Origin of the sequence: uncultured Nocardioides sp. (assembly GCF_947489365.1) — a bacterium.
Taxonomy (GTDB): Bacteria; Actinomycetota; Actinomycetes; order Propionibacteriales; family Nocardioidaceae; genus Nocardioides.
In genome coordinates this window covers 231,375-250,113 of the sequence record NZ_CANLDB010000004.1, presented here as the reverse complement: position 1 = coordinate 250,113, position 18,739 = coordinate 231,375, and the positions used below count along the sequence as shown (strand labels likewise).

17 protein-coding genes and 1 riboswitch are annotated in these 18,739 nt (G+C 73.3%); of the genes, 9 read left to right on the top strand and 8 right to left on the bottom strand.

Annotation, left to right across the window (positions count from 1 at the left end; translation table 11 throughout):
- Window positions 1-21 precede the first annotated feature (21 nt).
- Window positions 22-1,731 (top strand): L-lactate permease, encoded by a 1,710-nt coding sequence (locus Q0858_RS13340; protein ID WP_299055188.1) that lies wholly within the window; start codon window positions 22-24, stop codon window positions 1,729-1,731.
- A 77-nt stretch (window positions 1,732-1,808) separates the two neighbouring features.
- Here the strand turns inward: Q0858_RS13340 and Q0858_RS13335 are convergent, their stop codons facing one another.
- Window positions 1,809-3,227, bottom strand: a complete 1,419-nt coding sequence (locus Q0858_RS13335) for a glutamate decarboxylase (protein ID WP_299055185.1) — start codon at window positions 3,225-3,227, stop codon at window positions 1,809-1,811.
- 119 nt (window positions 3,228-3,346) lie between these two features.
- A riboswitch (guanidine-III (ykkC-III) riboswitch) is annotated at window positions 3,347-3,411 on the top strand.
- Window positions 3,412-3,422: 11 nt separating this feature from the next.
- Between Q0858_RS13335 and Q0858_RS13330 the strand changes: the two genes are divergently transcribed.
- On the top strand, window positions 3,423-3,737 hold the full coding sequence (locus Q0858_RS13330) for an SMR family transporter (RefSeq protein WP_299055182.1): 315 nt from the start codon (window positions 3,423-3,425) through the stop codon (window positions 3,735-3,737).
- Window positions 3,738-3,969: 232 nt separating this feature from the next.
- Here Q0858_RS13330 and Q0858_RS13325 read toward each other — a convergent pair whose 3' ends face one another.
- A complete protein-coding gene (locus Q0858_RS13325; protein WP_299055179.1) occupies window positions 3,970-5,481 on the bottom strand; it encodes a catalase in 1,512 nt (503 codons plus the stop codon).
- A 105-nt stretch (window positions 5,482-5,586) separates the two neighbouring features.
- Here Q0858_RS13325 and katG point away from each other — a divergent pair, with 105 nt between their 5' ends.
- Window positions 5,587-7,854, top strand: coding sequence for a catalase/peroxidase HPI (katG, locus tag Q0858_RS13320; RefSeq protein ID WP_299055177.1), 2,268 nt, complete (start codon window positions 5,587-5,589; stop codon window positions 7,852-7,854).
- Between the two features lie 52 nt (window positions 7,855-7,906).
- On the opposite strand, the gene Q0858_RS13315 is transcribed toward katG, so the two are convergent.
- The 4 genes from Q0858_RS13315 to Q0858_RS13300 are packed head-to-tail and all read right to left on the bottom strand — an operon-like array spanning window position 7,907 to window position 11,664.
- Window positions 7,907-8,356, bottom strand: a complete 450-nt coding sequence (locus tag Q0858_RS13315; protein ID WP_299055175.1) for a Fur family transcriptional regulator — start codon at window positions 8,354-8,356, stop codon at window positions 7,907-7,909.
- Between the two features lie 31 nt (window positions 8,357-8,387).
- Window positions 8,388-9,437, bottom strand: coding sequence for a tetratricopeptide repeat protein (locus Q0858_RS13310; protein WP_299055172.1), 1,050 nt, complete (start codon window positions 9,435-9,437; stop codon window positions 8,388-8,390).
- Entirely contained in the window at window positions 9,434-10,459 is a 1,026-nt protein-coding gene (locus tag Q0858_RS13305) for a tetratricopeptide repeat protein (RefSeq protein ID WP_299055169.1), read from the bottom strand. The genes Q0858_RS13310 and Q0858_RS13305 overlap by 4 nt, the downstream gene beginning before the upstream one ends.
- Window positions 10,456-11,664: an ATP-binding protein gene (locus Q0858_RS13300; RefSeq protein ID WP_299055167.1), complete on the bottom strand. Its 1,209-nt coding sequence runs from the start codon at window positions 11,662-11,664 to the stop codon at window positions 10,456-10,458. Before Q0858_RS13300 ends, Q0858_RS13305 begins: the two co-directional genes overlap by 4 nt.
- 120 nt (window positions 11,665-11,784) lie before the next feature.
- Between Q0858_RS13300 and Q0858_RS13295 the strand changes: the two genes are divergently transcribed.
- Window positions 11,785-12,867, top strand: a complete 1,083-nt coding sequence (locus Q0858_RS13295; RefSeq protein ID WP_299055164.1) for an LLM class flavin-dependent oxidoreductase — start codon at window positions 11,785-11,787, stop codon at window positions 12,865-12,867.
- On the top strand, window positions 12,864-13,538 hold the full coding sequence (locus Q0858_RS13290) for a CE1759 family FMN reductase (RefSeq protein WP_299055162.1): 675 nt from the start codon (window positions 12,864-12,866) through the stop codon (window positions 13,536-13,538). Before Q0858_RS13295 ends, Q0858_RS13290 begins: the two co-directional genes overlap by 4 nt.
- 19 nt (window positions 13,539-13,557) lie before the next feature.
- Here Q0858_RS13290 and Q0858_RS13285 read toward each other — a convergent pair whose 3' ends face one another.
- Window positions 13,558-14,082 carry a YbhB/YbcL family Raf kinase inhibitor-like protein gene (locus Q0858_RS13285; protein ID WP_299055160.1) on the bottom strand — a complete coding sequence of 175 codons (525 nt, stop codon included), beginning with the start codon at window positions 14,080-14,082 and terminating at the stop codon, window positions 13,558-13,560.
- A gap of 77 nt (window positions 14,083-14,159) precedes the next feature.
- Between Q0858_RS13285 and cobA the strand changes: the two genes are divergently transcribed.
- The 3 genes from cobA to Q0858_RS13270 are packed head-to-tail and all read left to right on the top strand — an operon-like array spanning window position 14,160 to window position 16,538.
- A complete protein-coding gene (cobA, locus tag Q0858_RS13280; protein WP_299055158.1) occupies window positions 14,160-15,389 on the top strand; it encodes a uroporphyrinogen-III C-methyltransferase in 1,230 nt (409 codons plus the stop codon).
- Between the two features lie 4 nt (window positions 15,390-15,393).
- Window positions 15,394-16,197, top strand: a complete 804-nt coding sequence (locus Q0858_RS13275) for an RNA methyltransferase (RefSeq protein ID WP_299055155.1) — start codon at window positions 15,394-15,396, stop codon at window positions 16,195-16,197.
- The gene (locus Q0858_RS13270) at window positions 16,194-16,538 is read left to right on the top strand and encodes a hypothetical protein (protein ID WP_299055153.1); all 345 of its coding nucleotides are present in this window, start codon (window positions 16,194-16,196) and stop codon (window positions 16,536-16,538) included. Before Q0858_RS13275 ends, Q0858_RS13270 begins: the two co-directional genes overlap by 4 nt.
- A gap of 48 nt (window positions 16,539-16,586) precedes the next feature.
- Here the strand turns inward: Q0858_RS13270 and def are convergent, their stop codons facing one another.
- A complete protein-coding gene (def, locus tag Q0858_RS13265) occupies window positions 16,587-17,222 on the bottom strand; it encodes a peptide deformylase (protein WP_299055151.1) in 636 nt (211 codons plus the stop codon).
- A gap of 112 nt (window positions 17,223-17,334) precedes the next feature.
- Between def and Q0858_RS13260 the strand changes: the two genes are divergently transcribed.
- On the top strand, window positions 17,335-18,696 hold the full coding sequence (locus tag Q0858_RS13260) for an acyl-CoA dehydrogenase family protein (protein ID WP_299055148.1): 1,362 nt from the start codon (window positions 17,335-17,337) through the stop codon (window positions 18,694-18,696).
- Window positions 18,697-18,739: the final 43 nt, after the last annotated feature.

Genomic DNA, 18,739 nt, shown 5'->3' with positions numbered 1-18,739 from the left:
CCCACGATCTCGGGAGACCCCATGTTCCAGCAGGACCTCGAAGCCGTCGGAGGCTCGCTGACGTTGTCGGCGCTCGTCGCCGCCGTCCCGCTCCTCACCCTGTTCGTCCTGCTCGGCGCGCTGCGGATGAAGGCCTGGCAGGCGGGACTCATCTCGCTGGCCGTCACCATCGTGCTGGCCGTGCTGGCGTTCTCCATGCCGGTCGGCCAGGCGCTCCTCGCGACCACCCAGGGAGCGGTGTTCGGGTTCTTCCCGATCCTGTGGATCGTCATCAACGCGATCTGGGTCTACAACCTCACGGTCGCGTCGGGCCACTTCGACGTGCTGCGTCGCTCGTTCGAGAAGGTCAGCCCCGACCAGCGGGTCCAGGCCATCATCATCGCCTTCTGCTTCGGCGCGCTGCTCGAGGCGCTCGCCGGCTTCGGCACGCCGGTCGCGATCACCGTGGTCATGCTGATGGCGCTCGGCTTCGAGCCGATCAAGGCCGCCGTGGTGGCCCTGATCGCCAACACCGCGCCCGTCGCCTTCGGCGCCCTCGCGACCCCGATCGTCACCCTGGCCGCCGTGACGTCGGGCGTGAACGACGACTCCCGCCTCACCGTCGAGACCCTCGGCGCGATGGTCGGGCGCCAGACGCCGATCCTGGCGATCTTCGTGCCCCTCATCCTGGTGCTCGTCGTCGACGGCAAGCGTGGCGTGAGGCAGACCTGGCTGCCCGCCCTCGTGTGCGGGTTCGCCTTCGCGGTCTCGCAGTACGTCGCCGCGAACTTCATCTCCGTCCCGCTCGCCGACATCATCGCCGCGCTCGGCGGCGCGCTCGCCGTCGTCGCGCTGAGCCGTGTCTGGCAGCCCGCCGAGACCATCACCGCCGACGCGGAGGCCATCCGCGAGAACGCGAAGCGCACCGGGGGCGACACGTCGGCCTCCGCGAGCACCGGGGGCGTCGCCGTCGACCAGGGCGGTCCGGTCAAGGACTCGGGCGGCGAGGTCGCGAAGGCCTACGCGCCGTACCTGATCATCATCGCGATCTTCTCGATCGTGAACATCCCCGCGGTCAAGGAGTTCTTCGCCGCCGAGCCGTGGACGATCGTGTTCAGCTGGCCCGGCCTCGAGGTGCTCAACCCGTCCGGCGAGCCGGTCTCCACCACCATGTACACCTTCAACTGGCTGCCCGCCGCGGGCACCCTGATGATCCTCGCCGGCCTGCTGACGATGATCGTGCTGAAGGTCTCGCCCGCCCGTGGCCTGGCGACGTACGGCAAGACGTACGCCGAGCTCAAGTGGGCGATCCTCACCGTGATGGCGGTGCTGGCGCTCGCCTACGTGCTGAACCTGTCGGGCATGACCGTGTCGCTCGGCGCCTGGCTGGCCCAGACCGGTGCGGCCTTCGCGATCATCTCCCCGATCCTCGGCTGGATCGGCGTCGCGGTGACCGGCTCGGACACCTCCGCCAACGCGCTCTTCGGCGCCCTGCAGGTGCAGACCGCCGCCCAGGCCGGCCTCGACCCCGTCCTGATGGCGTCGGCGAACACCTCCGGCGGCGTGCTCGGGAAGATGGTCAGCCCCCAGAACCTCGCCATCGCCGCCGCCGCCGTCGGCCTCGCGGGCAGGGAGGGCGACATCTTCCGCAAGGTCATCGGGTGGAGCCTCGGGCTGCTCGTCCTCATGTGCATCCTCGTCGGCCTGCAGGCCACCCCGGTGCTCGACTGGATGGTCCCCGCGGCCCCGTGAGCCCGCTGCGGGCCCCCGCTCGGGGGCCCGCAGCGGCTCAGCGGCTCAGCGGCTCAGCGGCTCAGCGGCTCAGCGGCTCAGTGCCGGAAGGGGCGGCCCGGGTCCTCACCCGTGCCGTCGCACCGCCCGACGGCCCGTCCGAGCTCGAGCAGGAACATCTCGGCGAGGTCGCGGCTGAAGGCGTTGCGCACGACCACCCGGATGATCTCCATGTCCTCGCGGTCCGCGCAGAAGGGGTACGCCGGGACCGACCAGCCGCCCTGCTTCATCGAGCTCGCGACGTCGTCCAGGGTGAACCCCACCTTCTCGGCGTAGCTGCCCTTCCGCGGCCGGCCGGTCTTGGTGTTGGCGCCCTTGAAGCAGAACGCCACCACCGGCAGGTCGCTGCCGTCGGCGATGACCTCGAACTCCTCCATCGAGTCGATCGCGAGCGCCATCGACTGCGCGATGTCGCGGCTGTGCTGGTGGACCCGCCGGAACCCCTCGTAGCCGAGCCGCACGAACTGGTAGTACTGCGCGACCACCCCCGACCCGGGCTTGGTGAAGTTCAGCGACATGGTCGGGTGGTCCCCGCCGAGGTAGTCGACGCGGAAGACGAGGTCCTCGGGGCGGTCGGCCGCCTCGCGCCACAGCACCCACCCGACGCCGGGGTAGACCAGGCCGTACTTGTGCCCCGAGGCGTTGATCGACTTCACCCGCTCCAGCCGGAAGTCCCAGACCAGCTCGGGGTCGACGAACGGCGCGAACAGCCCGCCGGACGCCGCGTCGACGTGGATCGGGACGGACAGACCGGTCCGGGCCTCGAGGGCGTCGAGGGCCTTGGAGATGCCGGCGACGTCCTCGTAGGCGCCGTCGAAGGTCGAGCCCAGGATGGCGACCACGCCGATCGTGTCGTCGTCGCACGCCGCGGCCACGTCGTCGGGGTGCAGGGTCGTCTCGCCCTTGCGGATCGGGACCTCCACGGCCTCGACGTCCCAGTAGCGGCAGAACTTGTGCCAGCAGACCTGCACGTTGGCGCCGACGATGAGCTTCGGCCGCTCGGTGGACCGACCGGCCTCGCGCTGCCGGTCGCGCCAGCGCCACTTGAGCGCCATCCCGGCGAGCATGCACGCCTCCGAGGAGCCGATCGTCGAGCAGCCGATGGGGTCGTCGGGCTCGGGGGCGTTCCAGAAGTCGGCGATGATGTCGAGGCAGCGGTCCTCGAGCTGGGCCGTCTGCGGGTACTCGTCGCGGTCCACGAGGTTCTTGTCGGCCGACTCCGCCATCAGCCGCTCGGCCTCCGGCTCCATCCACGTCGTCCCGAAGGTCGCGACGTTGAGCCGGGCGTGGCCGTCGAGCATCAGCTCGTCCGCGATGACGTGGTACGCCGTCTGCGGGTCCACCGAGTGCTCCGACATCCGGCGCCGGGGGATCTCGACGACGGCGCCGTCGCGGCTGAACTGGGGCCTGACGTCCAGGCCCTCCTGCAGGTCGCGGGGCGAGTTGTACCTGGGCATGCACGAGCCTTCCGGTGGGGGCGCGACCCCGAGGGGTCGGCCGGCGGTCAGCCGGCGACCCTTGCATAGCGCACCCGCGTCGTCCTCGGCTACGGATCGGGGTGTCGTGGGAGGATGGCGGGGCGCCGCCGTCGCGGCGACCCGGACGAGCGCAGACGTACCCGGCCCGACAAGACGACTGCTCGAGGAGTCGTCATGGCATGGATCGTTCTCGTCGTGTCCGGTGTGCTGGAGGCCGTCTGGGCCACCGCCCTGGGTCGGACGGAGGGCTTCACGCGGCTGACGCCGTCGGTCGTCTTCGGCGTCGCGCTCGCCGCCAGCATGGCCGGGCTGGCCTACGCGATGCGCACCCTGCCGACCGGCACGGCGTACGCCGTCTGGGTGGGCATCGGCGCCACGCTCACCGTCGTCTACGCGATCGCCACCGGCGAGGAGGCGGCCAGCGTCGCGAAGGTCCTGCTCGTCCTGGGCCTCATCGGCTGCGTCGTGGGGCTGAAGGTCGTCAGCTGACCTCTGAGGTGTCGAGCAGGGAGCGAGCCCTGGCGAGCGACCGCGTCGAGACCGCCGGTCGGCTCCAGGTCGGCATGGTCTCGACGACGCGCGCTCGCTGCGCTCGCGTGCTGCTCGACCACCGAGATGACGGAGACCTACTGCGCTGCTCGACCAGCGCGGTAGGCGCCGCACGCACGACGGCCCCGCCACCTCGCGGTGACGGGGCCGTCGTGACGGGCCGGGCTCGGACTCAGATGACGCCGACGCGCTCGGTGGGGCCGGGGGCGGGGGCCTTCTCGTCCTTGCCCGCCATCACCGCCTCCTCGATGCGCTTGCCGGTGTCGGGGTCCACGGACTTCCAGTACTCGAACACCTTCGGCAGGAGCTCGTCGGTCACGCCGCCGAGCACGTGGCCGGCGACGTTGCCGACGAAGCGGTCGCGCTGCGCGTCGTCCCAGACCTCGCGGACCAGGGCGCCGGCCTGCGAGAAGTCGTCGTCGTCCGCCCGCAGCTCGTACGCCGTCCGGACCATCTCGCCGTCGGTCTCCCAGGAGTCCTCCGGGGTGCCGGTGACGTCGGAGTACGGGTCGCCGTAGGAGTTCGGGGCGTACTTCGAGCGGTCACCCGCGTGGTCGTAGGCCATCGGGCCGTCGAACTGGTAGGAGTACGCACCCTCGACGCGGTGGCGGTTGACCGGGAGCTGCTGGTAGTTCGGGCCGATCCGGTAGCGGTGCGTGTCGGCGTACGAGAACACCCGGCCGAGCAGCATCTTGTCGGGGCTGAACCCGATGCCCGGCACGACGTTGCTCGGCTCGAAGGCGGCCTGCTCGATCTGCGCGAAGTGGTTCTCCGGGTTCCGGTTCAGCTGCATCGTCCCGACCTTGATCAGCGGGTAGTCGCCGCGCGGCCACACCTTGGTCAGGTCGAACGGGTTGATGCGGTAGGTCTTCGCGTCCTCGTACGGCATCACCTGCACGTGCAGGGTCCAGGACGGGAAGTCGCCGGCGGCGATCGTGTCGAACAGGTCGCGACGGTGGAAGTCGGTGTCCTCACCGGCGATCTGGTTGGCGGCCTCCTGGGTGAGGTTCCTGACTCCCTGGTCGGAGAGGAAGTGGTACTTCACCCACGACCTCTCGCCCGCGGCGTTGATCCACATGAACGTGTGGGAGCCGTAGCCGTTCATCTCGCGCCACGAGGCGGGCACGCCGCGGTCGCCCATGAGGTAGGTGACCTGGTGGGCCGACTCGGGGTTGAGCGTCCAGAAGTCCCACTGCATGTCGTTGTCGCGCAGGCCGTTGGCGCCGCGGCGCTTCTGGCTGCGGATGAAGTGCTGAAACTTCATCGTGTCGCGGACGAAGAAGACCGGGGTGTTGTTGCCGACGAGGTCGTAGTTGCCCTCGGTCGTGTAGAACTTCAGCGCGAACCCGCGGGGGTCGCGCCACGTGTCGGGGGAGCCCTGCTCGCCGGCGACGGTCGAGAAGCGCGCGAGCATGTCGGTCTCGACGCCGGGCTGGAAGAGGGCGGCCTTCGTCCAGCGGCTGACGTCCTCGGTGGTGGTGAAGGTGCCGAAGGCGCCGCTGCCCTTCGCGTGCACGTTGCGCTCGGGCACACGCTCGCGGTTGAAGTGCGCCATCTGCTCGATGAGGTGGTGGTCGTGCAGCAGGATCGGGCCGGTGTGGCCCATCGTCAGGCTGTTCCGGTCGCTGGCGGCGGGGGAGCCGTTGCCGAGCGTCGACCCGCCGTTCACGTAGGTGTCGGTCATGCGCCCCCGTACCCGGCACGATGCCTACGATGCAGCGCCGACCGGCTTGGGGTGGGGGGCCGGGGGGCACCTCCGCGCAAGCCCCCACCTCTGAGGAGATCCACCATGACGGACTACGCCGAGTACGACGACGTGCTGGAGGGCAAGTGCCCCTTCGGCGGCAACACCATCGGCGGTGCGTACACCTCGCGCCCCACGCTGCAGGACTGGTACCCCGACCGCCTGCGGGTGGAGCAGCTGCACACCGACGGCCCGCAGGCCGACCCGCTGCGCGACTTCGACTACGAGGCCGCCTTCGAGGCCATCGACCTCGAGGAGCTCAAGAACGACATCAAGACCTTCCTCACCACCTCGGTGTCGTGGTGGCCGTCCGACTACGGCAACTACGCGCCGCAGATGATCCGCATGGCCTGGCACTCGGCCGGCACCTACCGCATCGCCGACGGCCGCGGCGGCGCCGGGCAGGCCCTGCAGCGCTTCGCCCCGATCAGCAGCTGGTGGGACAACGGCAACACCGACAAGTCCCGCCGCCTGCTGTGGCCGATCAAGAAGAAGTACGGCAACGCGCTGTCGTGGGCCGACCTGATGATCCTCACCGGCAACTGCGCGCTGGAGGTCATGGGCTTCCCGACGACCGGCTTCGCGGGCGGGCGGCGCGACTCCTACGAGGCCGACGACCGCACGTACTGGGGTCCCGAGTGGATCAACAACATGCACCCCGACGCCCAGGACGACATGGTCACGCGGGACGAGCGCTGGACCGGTGAGCCCGGCAGCAGCGACTACGAGCTGCAGCAGCCGCTGGCCGCCTCCCACCAGTCCCTCATCTACGTGAACCCCGAGGGCCCGCTCGGGGACGGCGACGCCGCGGCGTCCGCCGTCGACATCCGCATCACGTTCGGCCGGATGGCCATGAACGACGAGGAGACCGTGGCCCTCATCGCGGGCGGCCACGCGTTCGGCAAGAGCCACGGCCAGGTGAGCACCGACCGCATCGGTCCGCCGCCGGAGATCGCGCCGATGGAGGCCATGGGCCTCGGCTGGCACAACCCGGAGGGGTCCGGGAACGCCGAGCACACGATGACCAACGGCATCGAGGGCTCGTGGACCCAGAACCCCACCCAGTGGGACAACACCTACCTCGAGAACCTGTTCGGCCACGAGTGGAAGCAGACGCAGAGCCCCGCCGGCGCCCTGCAGTGGATGCCGGTGGACGACGACGCGCCCACCACCCCCGACGCCCACCTCGAGGGCGTCGAGCACCCGCTGATGATGATGACCAGCGACATCGCGCTGAAGGTCGACCCGGTCTACCGGGAGATCTGCGAGCGGTTCCTCGCCGACTTCGACTACTTCACGCAGGAGTTCTCGAAGGCCTGGTACAAGCTCACCCACCGCGACATGGGCCCGAAGTCTCGCTACCTCGGCCCCGAGGTCGCCGCCGAGGACTTCATCTGGCAGGACCCGCTGCCGGCCTGGGAGCACGCCGTGGTCGGGGAGGCCGAGATCGCCCGCCTCAAGCAGGCCGTGCGGGACGCCGGCCTGTCGACGTCCGACCTCGCCTTCACCGCCTTCTCGTCCGCGGCCACCTACCGCCACTCCGACAAGCGGGGCGGCGCCAACGGGGCCCGCATCGCGCTGGAGCCCCAGAAGGACTGGGCCGTCAACGCCCGCACCGTGCCGGTGGTGGCGCGGCTGAAGGAGCTGACCGAGGCGTTCAACGCCGAGGGCGAGGCGAAGGTCAGCCTGGCCGACGTCATCGTGCTCGCCGGCTGCGTGGCCGTGGAGGACGCCGCCGCGGCCGGCGGTGTCAAGGTCACGGTGCCGTTCACGCCGGGACGGGTGGACGCGCGCCAGGACCAGACCGACGTGACGCAGTTCGCGTGGCTGGCCCCCGTGGTCGACGGCTTCCGCAACTACGTGCTGCCGGAGTTCTCGACGGTCTCCACCCTGGCCCCCGAGGAGATGTTCCTCGACCGGGCGGCGCTGCTCGACCTGAGCGCCCCCGAGTGGGTGGTGCTCACCGCGGGCCTGCGGGTGCTGGGCTGCAACCACGACGGCTCCGACGCCGGCGTCTTCACCGACCGGGTGGGGTCCCTGACCACCGACTTCCTCGACGTGCTCACGAGCACCGACCACGAGTGGCGGAAGACCGACGAGGCGGGGACGGCGTTCACCCTGGAGCCCCGCGACGGGAGCGGCACGACGTACCGCGCCACCCGCAACGACCTCGTCTTCGGCTCCAACGCGCAGCTGCGTGCCGTGGCCGAGGTGTATGCCGGCAGCGACGCCCACGAGCGCTTCGTGGCCGACTTCGTCGCCGTGTGGGACAAGGTCATGATGAGCGACCGGTACGACGTCAAGCCGGGCTGACCCAACGGCCCCGTCGCGGTCGGCCCCCCCGGGGGTCGGCCGCGACCGGGGACTAGGCCTCGCTCGTGCGGGCGCCGCAGTCCTGGCACAGGCCCCAGAAGGTGACCTCGGCCTCGTCGACGACGAAGCCCGGCACAGGGGTCCCCGCCGCGACCGGGTCGAGGCACGGAGCCGCGCCGACGGAGCAGTCCACGTCGGTGACGGCGCCGCATCCGCGGCACACGAGGTGGTGGTGGTCGTCGCCGGCCCGCAGCTCGTAGCGCGCGACCGAGCCCGCGGGCTGGAAGCGGCGGACCACTCCGTGCGAGGTCAGCGTGTTGAGGACGTCGTACACCGCCTGCGTGGAGACCTCGGCCTCGGTGCGCACGGCGGTGAGGACGGCGTCGGCGGCGGAGTGCGGCGCCGAGGCCAGGGCGCGCAGCACCGCGAGACGCGGACGCGTCACCCGGAGACCCGCGGACCGCAGGACGGTCTCGGGGGCGCTCGACGGGTGGGTGCTCACTCCTCGAGAGTTCCAGCCTTTCTGGAACGAGTCAAGAAAAGAGCGCCCGGACGAGCCGTGGGGTGAACCACAGCGGGACCCGCAGCCAGCGGGTCGCGCCCCAGAGGGGCACCAGCAGCCAGGGCACGACCAGCCACCCCAGCAGCGACCACGCCAGGGTCCGGGGCTCGGGGGCGAACGTCAGGACGACGGCGGCCACGGCCGTCACGACGGTGACCGTCCAGGTGAGGAGGAGGTAGGGCGTCCGGACCAGCCGGCGGCGTGCCTCGCCCCGGATCGGGTCGGGCACGTCGCGCAGCAGGCGGCGCCACCACCAGAGGAGCAGGACCGTGGCGGCGAGACCGCCGACGCCGCCGAGCCCGGCCACGCACCAGGCGAGCACCGCTCCCAGCAGGGCGCGCCGCGCCGTCCGGTCGGCCCAGTCCTGGATGCTGCGGCGGTACTCGGTGTCCTGGGGGTGCGCCCCCACCACCCCGGCCAGCGTCCGCGCGTGCTCCCGCAGCGACCCCGGCTCGGCGCGCACGAGCTCGTGGCGGGCCTCGGCGTGCTGGGGGTCGAGGGCCAGGGCCCGCCGGTGGCACTCCGCCGCGTCCTCGCCAGGGACGAACGCCGCGACGAGGCCGGCCACGTGGTGCGCGTCCGCGTCGTGCGGGACCAGGGTCCGCAGGCGTCTCGCCGCCTCCCAGGCCTCGTCGGTGCGCTGCTGGAGCAGCAGGCTCCCGACCAGGACCACGTGGGCGCCCGGGTGCTCGGGGTCGAGGCGGAGCAGCGCCCGCGCCGCCTCCTCCGCCTCGACGCCCCGGTCGAGCCCGACGAGCAGCTCGGCGCGCAGCAGCAGCCCGTCGGCGTCGTCGGGGCGCAGCGCGAGGGCGCGGCCCGCGGCGGCCAGCGCCTCGTCGTGCCGCCCGAGACCGTCGAGGGCCCGGCCGAGGAGCACGTGCAGGTCCGGGTCGTCGGGGCTCGAGGCCAGCAGGCGCCCGGCGAGCCCGAGCGCCTCCTGGGCCCGGCCGAGGTCGAGGAGGAGCTCGACGCGCCCCACCTGGTCGGGGTGCTCGGGGTGCCCGGGGTGCCCGGGGCTCATCGGTCCCGTCGTTGGTGCGTCACCCCGACGCCGACGAGCCCGACGAGCAGGGACAGCGGCGCGCCGACGAGCCCGGGGGCGAGGCGTCCCGGCAGGGCCGCCGTCGCGGCCAGCGCCGTCAGCCCGACCGTCGTCGCGAGGAGCAGGAGGACGGTGCCGGCCCGGCCGCGGACGTAGGCCACCGCGTGGCGGCGGACGCCGACGGGCAGCCGGTGCAGGGTGATCGCCAGCCACGCGACCACCCCGACGAGTCCGAGCGCCGCCGGGAGGACGACGACCTGGTCGGCGGGGGAGTCCGCGGACGCCCCGACGCCGAGCAGCAGCGCCACCAGGGCCGCGAGCCACGCGGCGACGAGGGTCCGCCGCACGACGCGGTCGAGGGAGGCGCGGAAGTCGGCGCGCTGCGGGTCGAGGCGCAGGGCGGCGCCGACGCCGCGTGCCTGCTGCGACAGGTCGCCTCCCCGTTCGAGCGCGAGGTTGTGGAGGGCCGTGGCGTGGCCCGGGTGGATCGCGAGGGCGCGCTCGTAGGCGGTCACGGCGGTGCGGTGGTCACGGCGGCGGCTGGCGACGAACCCGACGCTGAAGTGGGTGTCCGCCTGCTCGGGGGCCAGCGAGACGGCGTGCAGGGCGGCGCCCCACGCCAGCCGCAGGGAGCGGGGGTCGTCGGCCGCGACCTGGGCGAGCAGGGCGTGGTGCGGCCAGTGCTGCGGCTCCAGACGGACCGTCTCCTGCGCGGCCGCCAGCGCCTCCGGCGTCCGCCCGAGGCGCAGCAGGGCCACCGCCCGCTGCCGGTGGCCGGCGGCCGACCCGGGGAGGAGCGCCGTGACCCTCTCCGCGGACGCCAGCGCCTCCCCGTGCTCGCCGAGGCCGTCGAGGGCCCGGGACCGCAGCCCGTGCAGTGAGGCCGAGTCCGGCTCCGCGGCCAGCGCCGCCTCGACCTCCCGTCGGGCCTCCGCGTGGCGTCCGAGGTCGAGGAGCAGCCCGGCGCGCTCCTCCGCGCCCGGCCGGTGCCCGTCGCTCACAGCCGCTTGTGCTTGCGCAGGTAGGCCAGCAGCTCGTCGTACGACCCGTCGTCGTTGGCGAACATCGCCACGTTGCGGGCCGACTCGAACCAGGGACCCACGGAGGGCCGCAGGTCGCGCAGCGCGGCCTCGAGGTCGGCCTGGCCGATCATGCGGGGCTCGCCGGTCTCGACGGAGTCCATCAGGGCGATCTCGGCGGCGCTCTCGCAGAGGTGGGCGATGTCGGCGCCGGTGTAGCCGTCGGTGAGCTTCGCGAGCCGCCGTACGTCGACCCCGGCGATGGGACGCTCGCGGAGGTGGGTCTGCCAGATCGCCTCCCGGGCGTCGCGGTCGGGCGGCAGGACAAGCAGCGTCCGGTCCAGCCGCCCGGGACGCCGCAGGGCCGGGTCGACGTCCCAGGGCGCGTTCGTGGCGGCCAGCACGAAGACGCCCTCGTTCTCGTTGCCGACGCTGTCGAGCTCGTAGAGCAGCTGGTTGACGACCGACCGGTAGGCGTCCGAGGTCGACTGCGACCGCTTGCGGCCCAGGGCGTCGACCTCGTCGAGGAACAGCACGCAGGGCGCGCTGGCCCGCGCGGTCGCGAACAGCTCCTGGACGTTGCGCTCGGAGCTGCCGATGTACATCTCGAAGATGTCGGCGATGCCGACCGCGAGGAACTGCGCGTCGAGCTCGCCGGCCAGGGCGCGGGCGATGAAGGTCTTGCCGACCCCGGGCGGGCCGTACATCAGCAGGCCGCCCCGCAGGCTCTTGCGGTACATCGTGCGCAGCCTCTCGTTGCGCAGCGGCGCGAGGAACGCGGCGTGCAGGCGCTTCTTGACGTCCGTCATGCCGCCGACGTCGGCGAGCGTGATCCGTGCGCCCTCGACGTCGTACGCCGGTACCTGGGAGTCGTGCGGGGCGGCCTCCGCGAACATGGGCTCGACCGGCGAGCCGAGGTCCTGCTCGGCCCGCGTCCAGTCGAAGCCCGTCCGGGGCGCCCCGGTCTCCAGCGGGGCGGGCGCCTGGCCGGGCGGGGTGAGCGCGTCCTGCATCAGCGTGCGGGCCTCGGTCGAGCCGGGGTCGCGGGCGAGGACGGCGGCGGCGTGCTCGACGGCCTCGGCGCCGCGGCCGGCGTCCACCAGCTGGCGGGCGAGGTGCAGCCGCAGCGGGAGGTCGTCGGGGGCCGCCTCGACGGCGCGGGTGAGGCTGGCGATGAGGTCGGTCACGTCCCCCATCCTCCTCGGAATAGGGACTCCCCAAACCCGGTTCCGTTATTGTTCGATCTTCAACAACCAGGGTTCCACGAACCAGGGCGGCAGCGGTCGTCGCGCAGGCGGGAGGCAGTCATGCAGATCGGGATCTTCAGCGTCGGGGACGTCACCACCGACCCGACCACCGGTCGCACGCCCACCGAGCACGAGCGGATCAAGGCCCAGGTCCGCATCGCGGAGAAGGCCGAGGAGGTGGGCCTCGACGTCGTGGCGCTCGGCCAGCACCACAACCCGCCGTTCGTGGCGTCGTCCCCGACGACCACGATGGCCTGGATCGCGGCGCGCACCGAGCGGATCCTGCTGTCGACGTCCACCACGCTGATCACCACGACCGACCCGGTCCGGATCGCCGAGGACTACGGCACGCTGCAGCACCTCACCGACGGCCGCATGGACCTCATGCTCGGCCGCGGCAACACCGGGCCGGTGTACCCCTGGTTCGGCAAGGACATCCGTCGCGGCCTCGAGCTCGCCGTCGAGAACTACGCGCTGCTGCACCGGCTGTGGCGTGAGGACGTCGTGGACTGGCAGGGGCAGTTCCGGACGCCGCTCCAGGGCTTCACCGCCACCCCGCGCCCGCTGGACGGCCTGCCCCCGTTCGTGTGGCACGGCTCGATCCGCACCCCCGAGATCGCCGAGCAGGCCGCCTACTACGGCGACGGGTTCTTCTCGAACCACATCTTCTGGCCCGCCTCGCACACCCGGCAGATGGTCGCGCTCTACCGCCGGCGCTTCGAGCACTACGGCCACGGCGCGGCCGACCAGGCCGTCGTCGGCCTCGGCGGTCAGTTCTTCATGCGTCGCACCAGCCAGGACGCCGTGCGGGAGTTCCGTCCGTACTTCGACAACGCGCCCGTCTACGGCCACGGCCCGTCGCTCGAGGACTTTTCCGCGCAGACCCCGCTGACGGTCGGCTCGCCCCAGCAGGTGCTGGAGCGCACGCTCGGCTTCCGCGACTACGTCGGCGACTACCAGCGCCAGCTGTTCCTCATCGACCACGCGGGTCTGCCGCTGTCGACGGTGCTCGAGCAGCTCGACCTGCTCGGCGAGATCCTCCCGGACCTGCGGGCGGGCTTCGCCGAGGGCCGTCCGGCCCACGTGCCCGACGCGCCGACCCACGCCGGCCGGCTGTCGGCCCGCGACGAGGTCGCCGCGTGACCCGATCGCTGGTCCTGGTGTCCGCCGGCCTGGGCGTCCCGTCGTCCACCACGGCGCTGGCCGAGCGCCTGGGCGTCGCCGCCGCGGAGGCGCTGCGCGGGGCGGGGGATCAGGTCGAGGTCACCCACGTGGAGCTCCGGCCGCTGGCGCACGCGCTGGCCGACCGGATGCTCACCGGCTTCGCGACCGGGGACCTGGCCGACGCCCTGCGGGCGGTGTCCCGGGCCGACGCCCTCGTGGTGGCCACGCCGGTGTTCACCGCGTCGTACTCGGGGCTGTTCAAGACGTTCGTCGACGCCCTCGACCCCGACGCGCTGGTCGGGACGCCGGTGCTCGTGGCGGCCACGGCCGGCAGCGCGCGCCACTCGCTCGTGCTCGACCACGCGTTGCGGCCGCTGTTCGCCTACCTGCGGGCGGTCGTTGTCCCCACCGGCGTCTTCGCGGCCAGCGAGGACTTCGGCGCCGGCGCGACCGACGGCGTCGACGCGCTCGGGTCGCGGGTCACCCGCGCCGCCCGTGAGCTCGCCGCCCTGGTCGCCGGTCTGCCCACCCGCCGTGCGCCGCTGCACGCGGTGCCCGACGACGACGGGGCCGGGACGCGGAACGGGCCCGAGGAGGTCGACGACCTCCCCGAGCCCGTGCCGTTCGAGCAGCTGCTGCACCCGCGCTGACGCTGGTGCGGGCCGGGTCTCAGTGCTGGTAGGTACCGGTCAGGATCGCGCGGCCCAGGGTCTTGAACGCGAGGTTGAACGAGGTCACCGCGAACGACGCGTTCTCGTCGACGCCCAGCTTCTCCTCGCCGACCGCGTGGACGACGAAGTAGTAGCGGTGGACCTGGTCGCCCTCCGGCGGGGCGGCGCCCATGAAGCCGTGCTCGCCGCCGTCGTTGCGGAGCTGGAACGCGCCACCGGGCAGGCTCCCCGAGGCGGCGCCGGTGTCGAGCGAGGTCACGTCGGCCGGGAGGTCGACGACGCCCCAGTGCCAGAAGCCGGACGGGGTGGGGGCGTCGGGGTCGAAGCAGGTGACGACGAACGACTTGGTGCCCTCCGGCGCGCCCGACCAGCTCAGCTGCGGGGAGACGTTGCCGTCGTCGCCGGCGACCTGCGCGGGGGCGAGCGGCTGGCCGTCGCTGACGTCGGTGCTGGTCACGTCGAAGGACGGGACCGTCGGGAGGAGCTCGTAGGGATCGGGGTGCACGGGGCGGTCGAGGCTCATGGGGCAGACGCTAACCCCCGGCACGAAGCCGGACCACCGGATCCCCGTCCTCGGACGCGATCCGGGAGGATGGGGGCGTGACCGACGCCCCGCCGTACCTCGCCGGCCTGCGCCTCGCCGGCCGCCGCGTGGTCGTGGTGGGCGGGGGAGCGGTCGCGCAGCGGCGGGTGCCGACGCTGATCGCAGCGGGCGCGGACGTCGTCCTCGTGGCGCCGGAGGTCACCCCGGCGCTCGAGGGCCTGGCCCACGAGATCACCTGGCACGCCCGCGGCTTCACCGCGAGCGACCTCGACGAGGCCTGGTACGTCGTGGCCGCCACCGACGACACGGCCGTCAACGAGGCCGTCTCCGCGGCCGCCGAGGAGCGGCGCGTCTTCTGCGTCCGCGCCGACGACGCCACCCGGGCCACCGCCTGGACGCCCGCGCAGGGGCGGTACGGCGACGTCGGGGTCGGCGTCCTCGCGAACCGGGAGCCGCGCCGCTCGGCGGCGCTGCGCGACGCCGTCCTCGACGGGCTGCGGTCGGGCACGCTCGAGGCCTCGCGGAAGGACGCCGTCCGCCCGGGCGAGGTCGTGCTCGTCGGCGGGGGACCGGGGGACCCGGGCCTCGTCAGTGCGGCCGCCCGCCGGGCGCTGGCGAGCGCCGACGTCGTCGTCGCCGACCGGCTCGCCCCCCGCGAGGTCCTGGACGAGCTGCCGTCCGACGTCGAGGTGATCGATGTGGCGAAGCTGCCGCGCGGGCGGCACGTGAAGCAGGAGCAGATCAACGACACGCTCGTCGAGCACGCCCGCGCGGGACGTCGGGTGGTGCGGTTCAAGGGCGGCGACCCGTTCGTCTTCGGCCGGGGGTTCGAGGAGGTCCTCGCCTGCCGCGAGGCCGGCGTCCCGGTCTCCGTCGTGCCCGGCCTCAGCTCGTCGCTGGCCGTACCCGCCCAGCTGGGGCTCCCCGTCACCCACCGGGGGGTCGCGCACGAGGTCACGATCGTGTCCGGCCACCTGCCGCCGGACCACCCCGACTCGCTCGTCGACTGGCCGTCCCTGGGCCGTCTGCGCGGCACCCTGGTCCTGATGATGGCGGTCGAGAACGCCCCCGCGATCGCCTCGGTCCTGGTCGAGCACGGCCGGCCCGCCGACCTCCCGGTCGCCGTCGTCGTCGAGGGCACGATGCCGACCGAACGGCTGGTGCTCAGCACCCTCGCGACGCTGGCCGACGACCTCGAGGCCGAGCAGGTCCGTCCGCCCGCGATCCTCGTCGTCGGCGACGTCGTGGGCGTCGCGCACCCTCGGGTGTCCCGGACCGGCGAGTGACGGCGTGGCGACGATCCAGCACGTCACCGACCCGGCCGACCCGAGGCTCGCGGACTACCGCGACCTGCGCGACGTCCAGCTGCGCCGGCACCTCGAGGCCGAGCACGGACTGTTCCTGGCGGAGGGGGAGAAGGTCGTCCGGCGGGCGGTGGAGGGTGGTCACACGCCGCGGTCGTTCCTCATGGCGCCGCGGTGGCTGGACGGGCTCGCCGACGTCCTCGACCGCAGCGACGCGCCGTGCTTCGTCCTCGACGAGCGGCTGGCCGAGGAGGTCACCGGCTTCCACGTCCACCGCGGCGCCCTCGCGTCGCTGGAGCGGCAGCCGCTGCCGACGGTGGACGACGTCCTCGCGGGCGCCCGCTCCGTGCTGGTGCTCGAGGACGTCGTCGACCACACGAACGTGGGCGCGATCTTCCGCAGCGGCGCAGCGCTCGGGTTCGAGGCGGTGCTGCTCTCGCCGCGCTGCGCCGACCCGCTCTACCGCCGCGCGGTGAAGGTCGCGATGGGTGCGGTGTTCGCGCTGCCCTGGACCCGCCTCCCCGACTGGCACGACGCCCTGCCCTCGCTGTCGGCGCGCGGCTTCACGACTGTGGCGCTCACCCTCGCCGACGACGCCGTCGACGTGACCGAGGCCGTCGCCGGGGTCGACCGGCTCGCGCTGGTGCTCGGCGGGGAGGGCCACGGACTCTCCGAGCGCTGGCAGGCCTCGGCCGACCGCCGGGCCGTCATCCCCATGGCGGCGGGCATCGACTCCCTCAACGTCGCCGCGGCCAGCGCCGTGGCCTGCTACGTGGCGGCACGGCGGTGAGCGAGCCCGCCGGCCCGACCGCGCCCTGGTGGCGACGGGTCCCCGAGCCGATGTGGTGGGCCGTGCTGCCCGTCCTCGCCGGCTTCGTCGTCAGCTGGCGCGACGTCGTCCAGGGATGGCCGGCGGACCTGGCCGGCTGCGCGCTGCTGGACTGGGCGGACCTGGTCTCGGGCTCGCTCGCGGTCCTGCTCGTGCTCGCCGGGATCGTCGTCCAGGTGCGCCGCCCCCGCGAGCGCCGCTGCCAGCCGCAGCTGCTGATGGGCCTCGTCGTGTTCCTCGGCGGCCTCGGCGTCTACCACCTGCTCACCGGGCTCGGGCGTCTCGGCGGCGTCTGCTCGTAGGGGTCCGGAGGACCGCCGTTTCTGCAGAAACGGCACCTTCCGGACCCCCTAGACCACCGTTTCTGCAGAAACGGCGCCGCCGTCGACCGCCGGCCAGTCCACCGGGTAGTCCTCGGCCGAGCGGTCGTGGTCCTTGGCGAGGCGCTTGCGCTGCTTGGTGGGCAGGCGGTCGCCGAAGACGGTGCCGCGGGTGTGGTCGGTCTCGTGCTGGAGGCAGCGGGCGAGGAGGCCGTCGCCGGAGAAGGTGACCGGCTCGCCGTCGACGCCGGTGCCGGTCACCGTGGCGAAGTCGGGGCGCGCGAGCTCCACGAACGCGCCGGGGTAGGACAGGCAGCCCTCGTCGCCGTCGTCCAGGTGGCGCTCGCCGCCCTCCGGCAGCGTCAGCTCGGGGTTGCAGACGACGCCGACGACGCGCTGGCCCTCGTCGTCGGGGCAGTCGAAGCAGAAGACCGCGGCGTCGACGCCGATCTGGCAGGCCGCGAGGCCGACGCCGTCGGCGGCGTACATCGTGGCGACCATGTCGGCGACCAGGCCGCGCAGCTCGTCGTCGTACGACGTCACGGCGGTGTTGACGCGGTGCATCACCGGGGTGCCCCAGCGGGTGATCGGTCGGACCGTCCCGCCGGTGGGCAGCGGCCCGTGGGGTGCCAGCGGCGGCGGGTCGTCGGTGGCGCTCCTGCTCATGGCGCGTCATCGTAACGAGCCCTGCGTGGGCCCGCCGGGGCGGCCGACCGTGTGGGTGGGGCCACGCCGCGCCGGTGTGGTGCGAGGTGTAACTCCGAGTTACAGTGAACACATGTCCACGACGAAGTCACCTCGCTCCAGCCGTCACGGACTCGCCTCGAGCGAGCGGCGCGACCCCATCGGGTACGCCGTCGCCGCGCTCGGCGCCGTCGCGCGCAGCGACCTGATCGACCGGCTCGGGCTGCGCAAGCAGACCGAGCAGGCGGTCTTCACGCTGACCCGCGGCGGGTTCACCACGGTGGGCGCCGCCGGACGCACCTTCCAGCGCGCCGGCAAGCGCGGCAGCGCCGGGGCCCGCGTCCCCGCGGCGAGCCGGCCCGGTGTCTTCGACCTCACCCCGACCGAGGACGAGCAGATGCTCGTCGACGTCGTCACCGAGCTCGCCACGGACGTCGTCCGCCCGGCCGCGCACGACGCCGACGAGGCCTGCGAGGCCCCCGCGGAGGTCCTCGCCGCCGGCCACGAGCTCGGGCTGCCCACCCTCGGGGTCCCCGAGGCCCTCGGGGGTATCTCCGAGGAGCGCTCGGCGATGGCGGGGACCCTCGTCGCCGAGGCGCTGGCGAAGGGCGACCTCGGCCTGGCCGTGGCCAGCCTGGCCCCCGGCGCCGTGGCCACCACGATCTCGCTGTGGGGCACCGACGCCCAGCAGCAGACCTACCTCCCCGCGTTCACCGGAAACGACGTGCCCGCCGCGGCCCTGGCGCTCACCGAGCCCACCGTGCTCTTCGACGTGCTGAGCCCCGCGACCACTGCCCGCGCCGAGGGCGCCGAGTACGTGCTCGACGGCACCAAGGCCCTGGTCCCGCTCGCCTCGACCGCCGAGCTGTTCGTCGTCGGGGCGGACCTCGACGGCAGCCCCGCGCTGTTCCTCGTCGAGTCCGGCACCGACGGCGTCGGGATCGAGGCCGACCCCGGCATGGGCGTCCGTGCCGCGGGTCTCGGCCGCCTGCACCTCGACGGGGTCCGCATCCCCGCCGAGAACCTCCTCGGTGCCGCCGACGGGTCGACGTACACCGAGTGCGTGCGGCTCTCCCGCCTCGCCTGGTGCGCCCTGTCGCTGGGCGTGGGCCAGGCGGTCCTCGACTACGTGACGCCGTACGTGAAGGAGCGCAAGGCGTTCGGCGAGCCCGTCGCCCACCGCCAGTCGGTGGCCTTCATGGTCGCGACCATCGCCACCGAGCTGCAGGCCATGCGGCTGCTCACGTACAAGGCGGCCTCCCGCGCCGCGCAGGGCCGCGACTTCTCCCGCGAGGTCGCCCTGGCCCGCCGCGCCTGCGCCGAGCACGGCATGCGCATCGGCCTGGACGGCGTCCAGCTGCTCGGCGGCCACGGCTTCGTCAAGGAGCACCCGGTCGAGCGGTGGTACCGCGACCTCCGCGCCATCGGGGTGATGGAGGGCGCCGTCCTCGTCTGAGGACCGCCTCCACCCCGTCCGCCCCGCCCGACCAGTCGTCCCG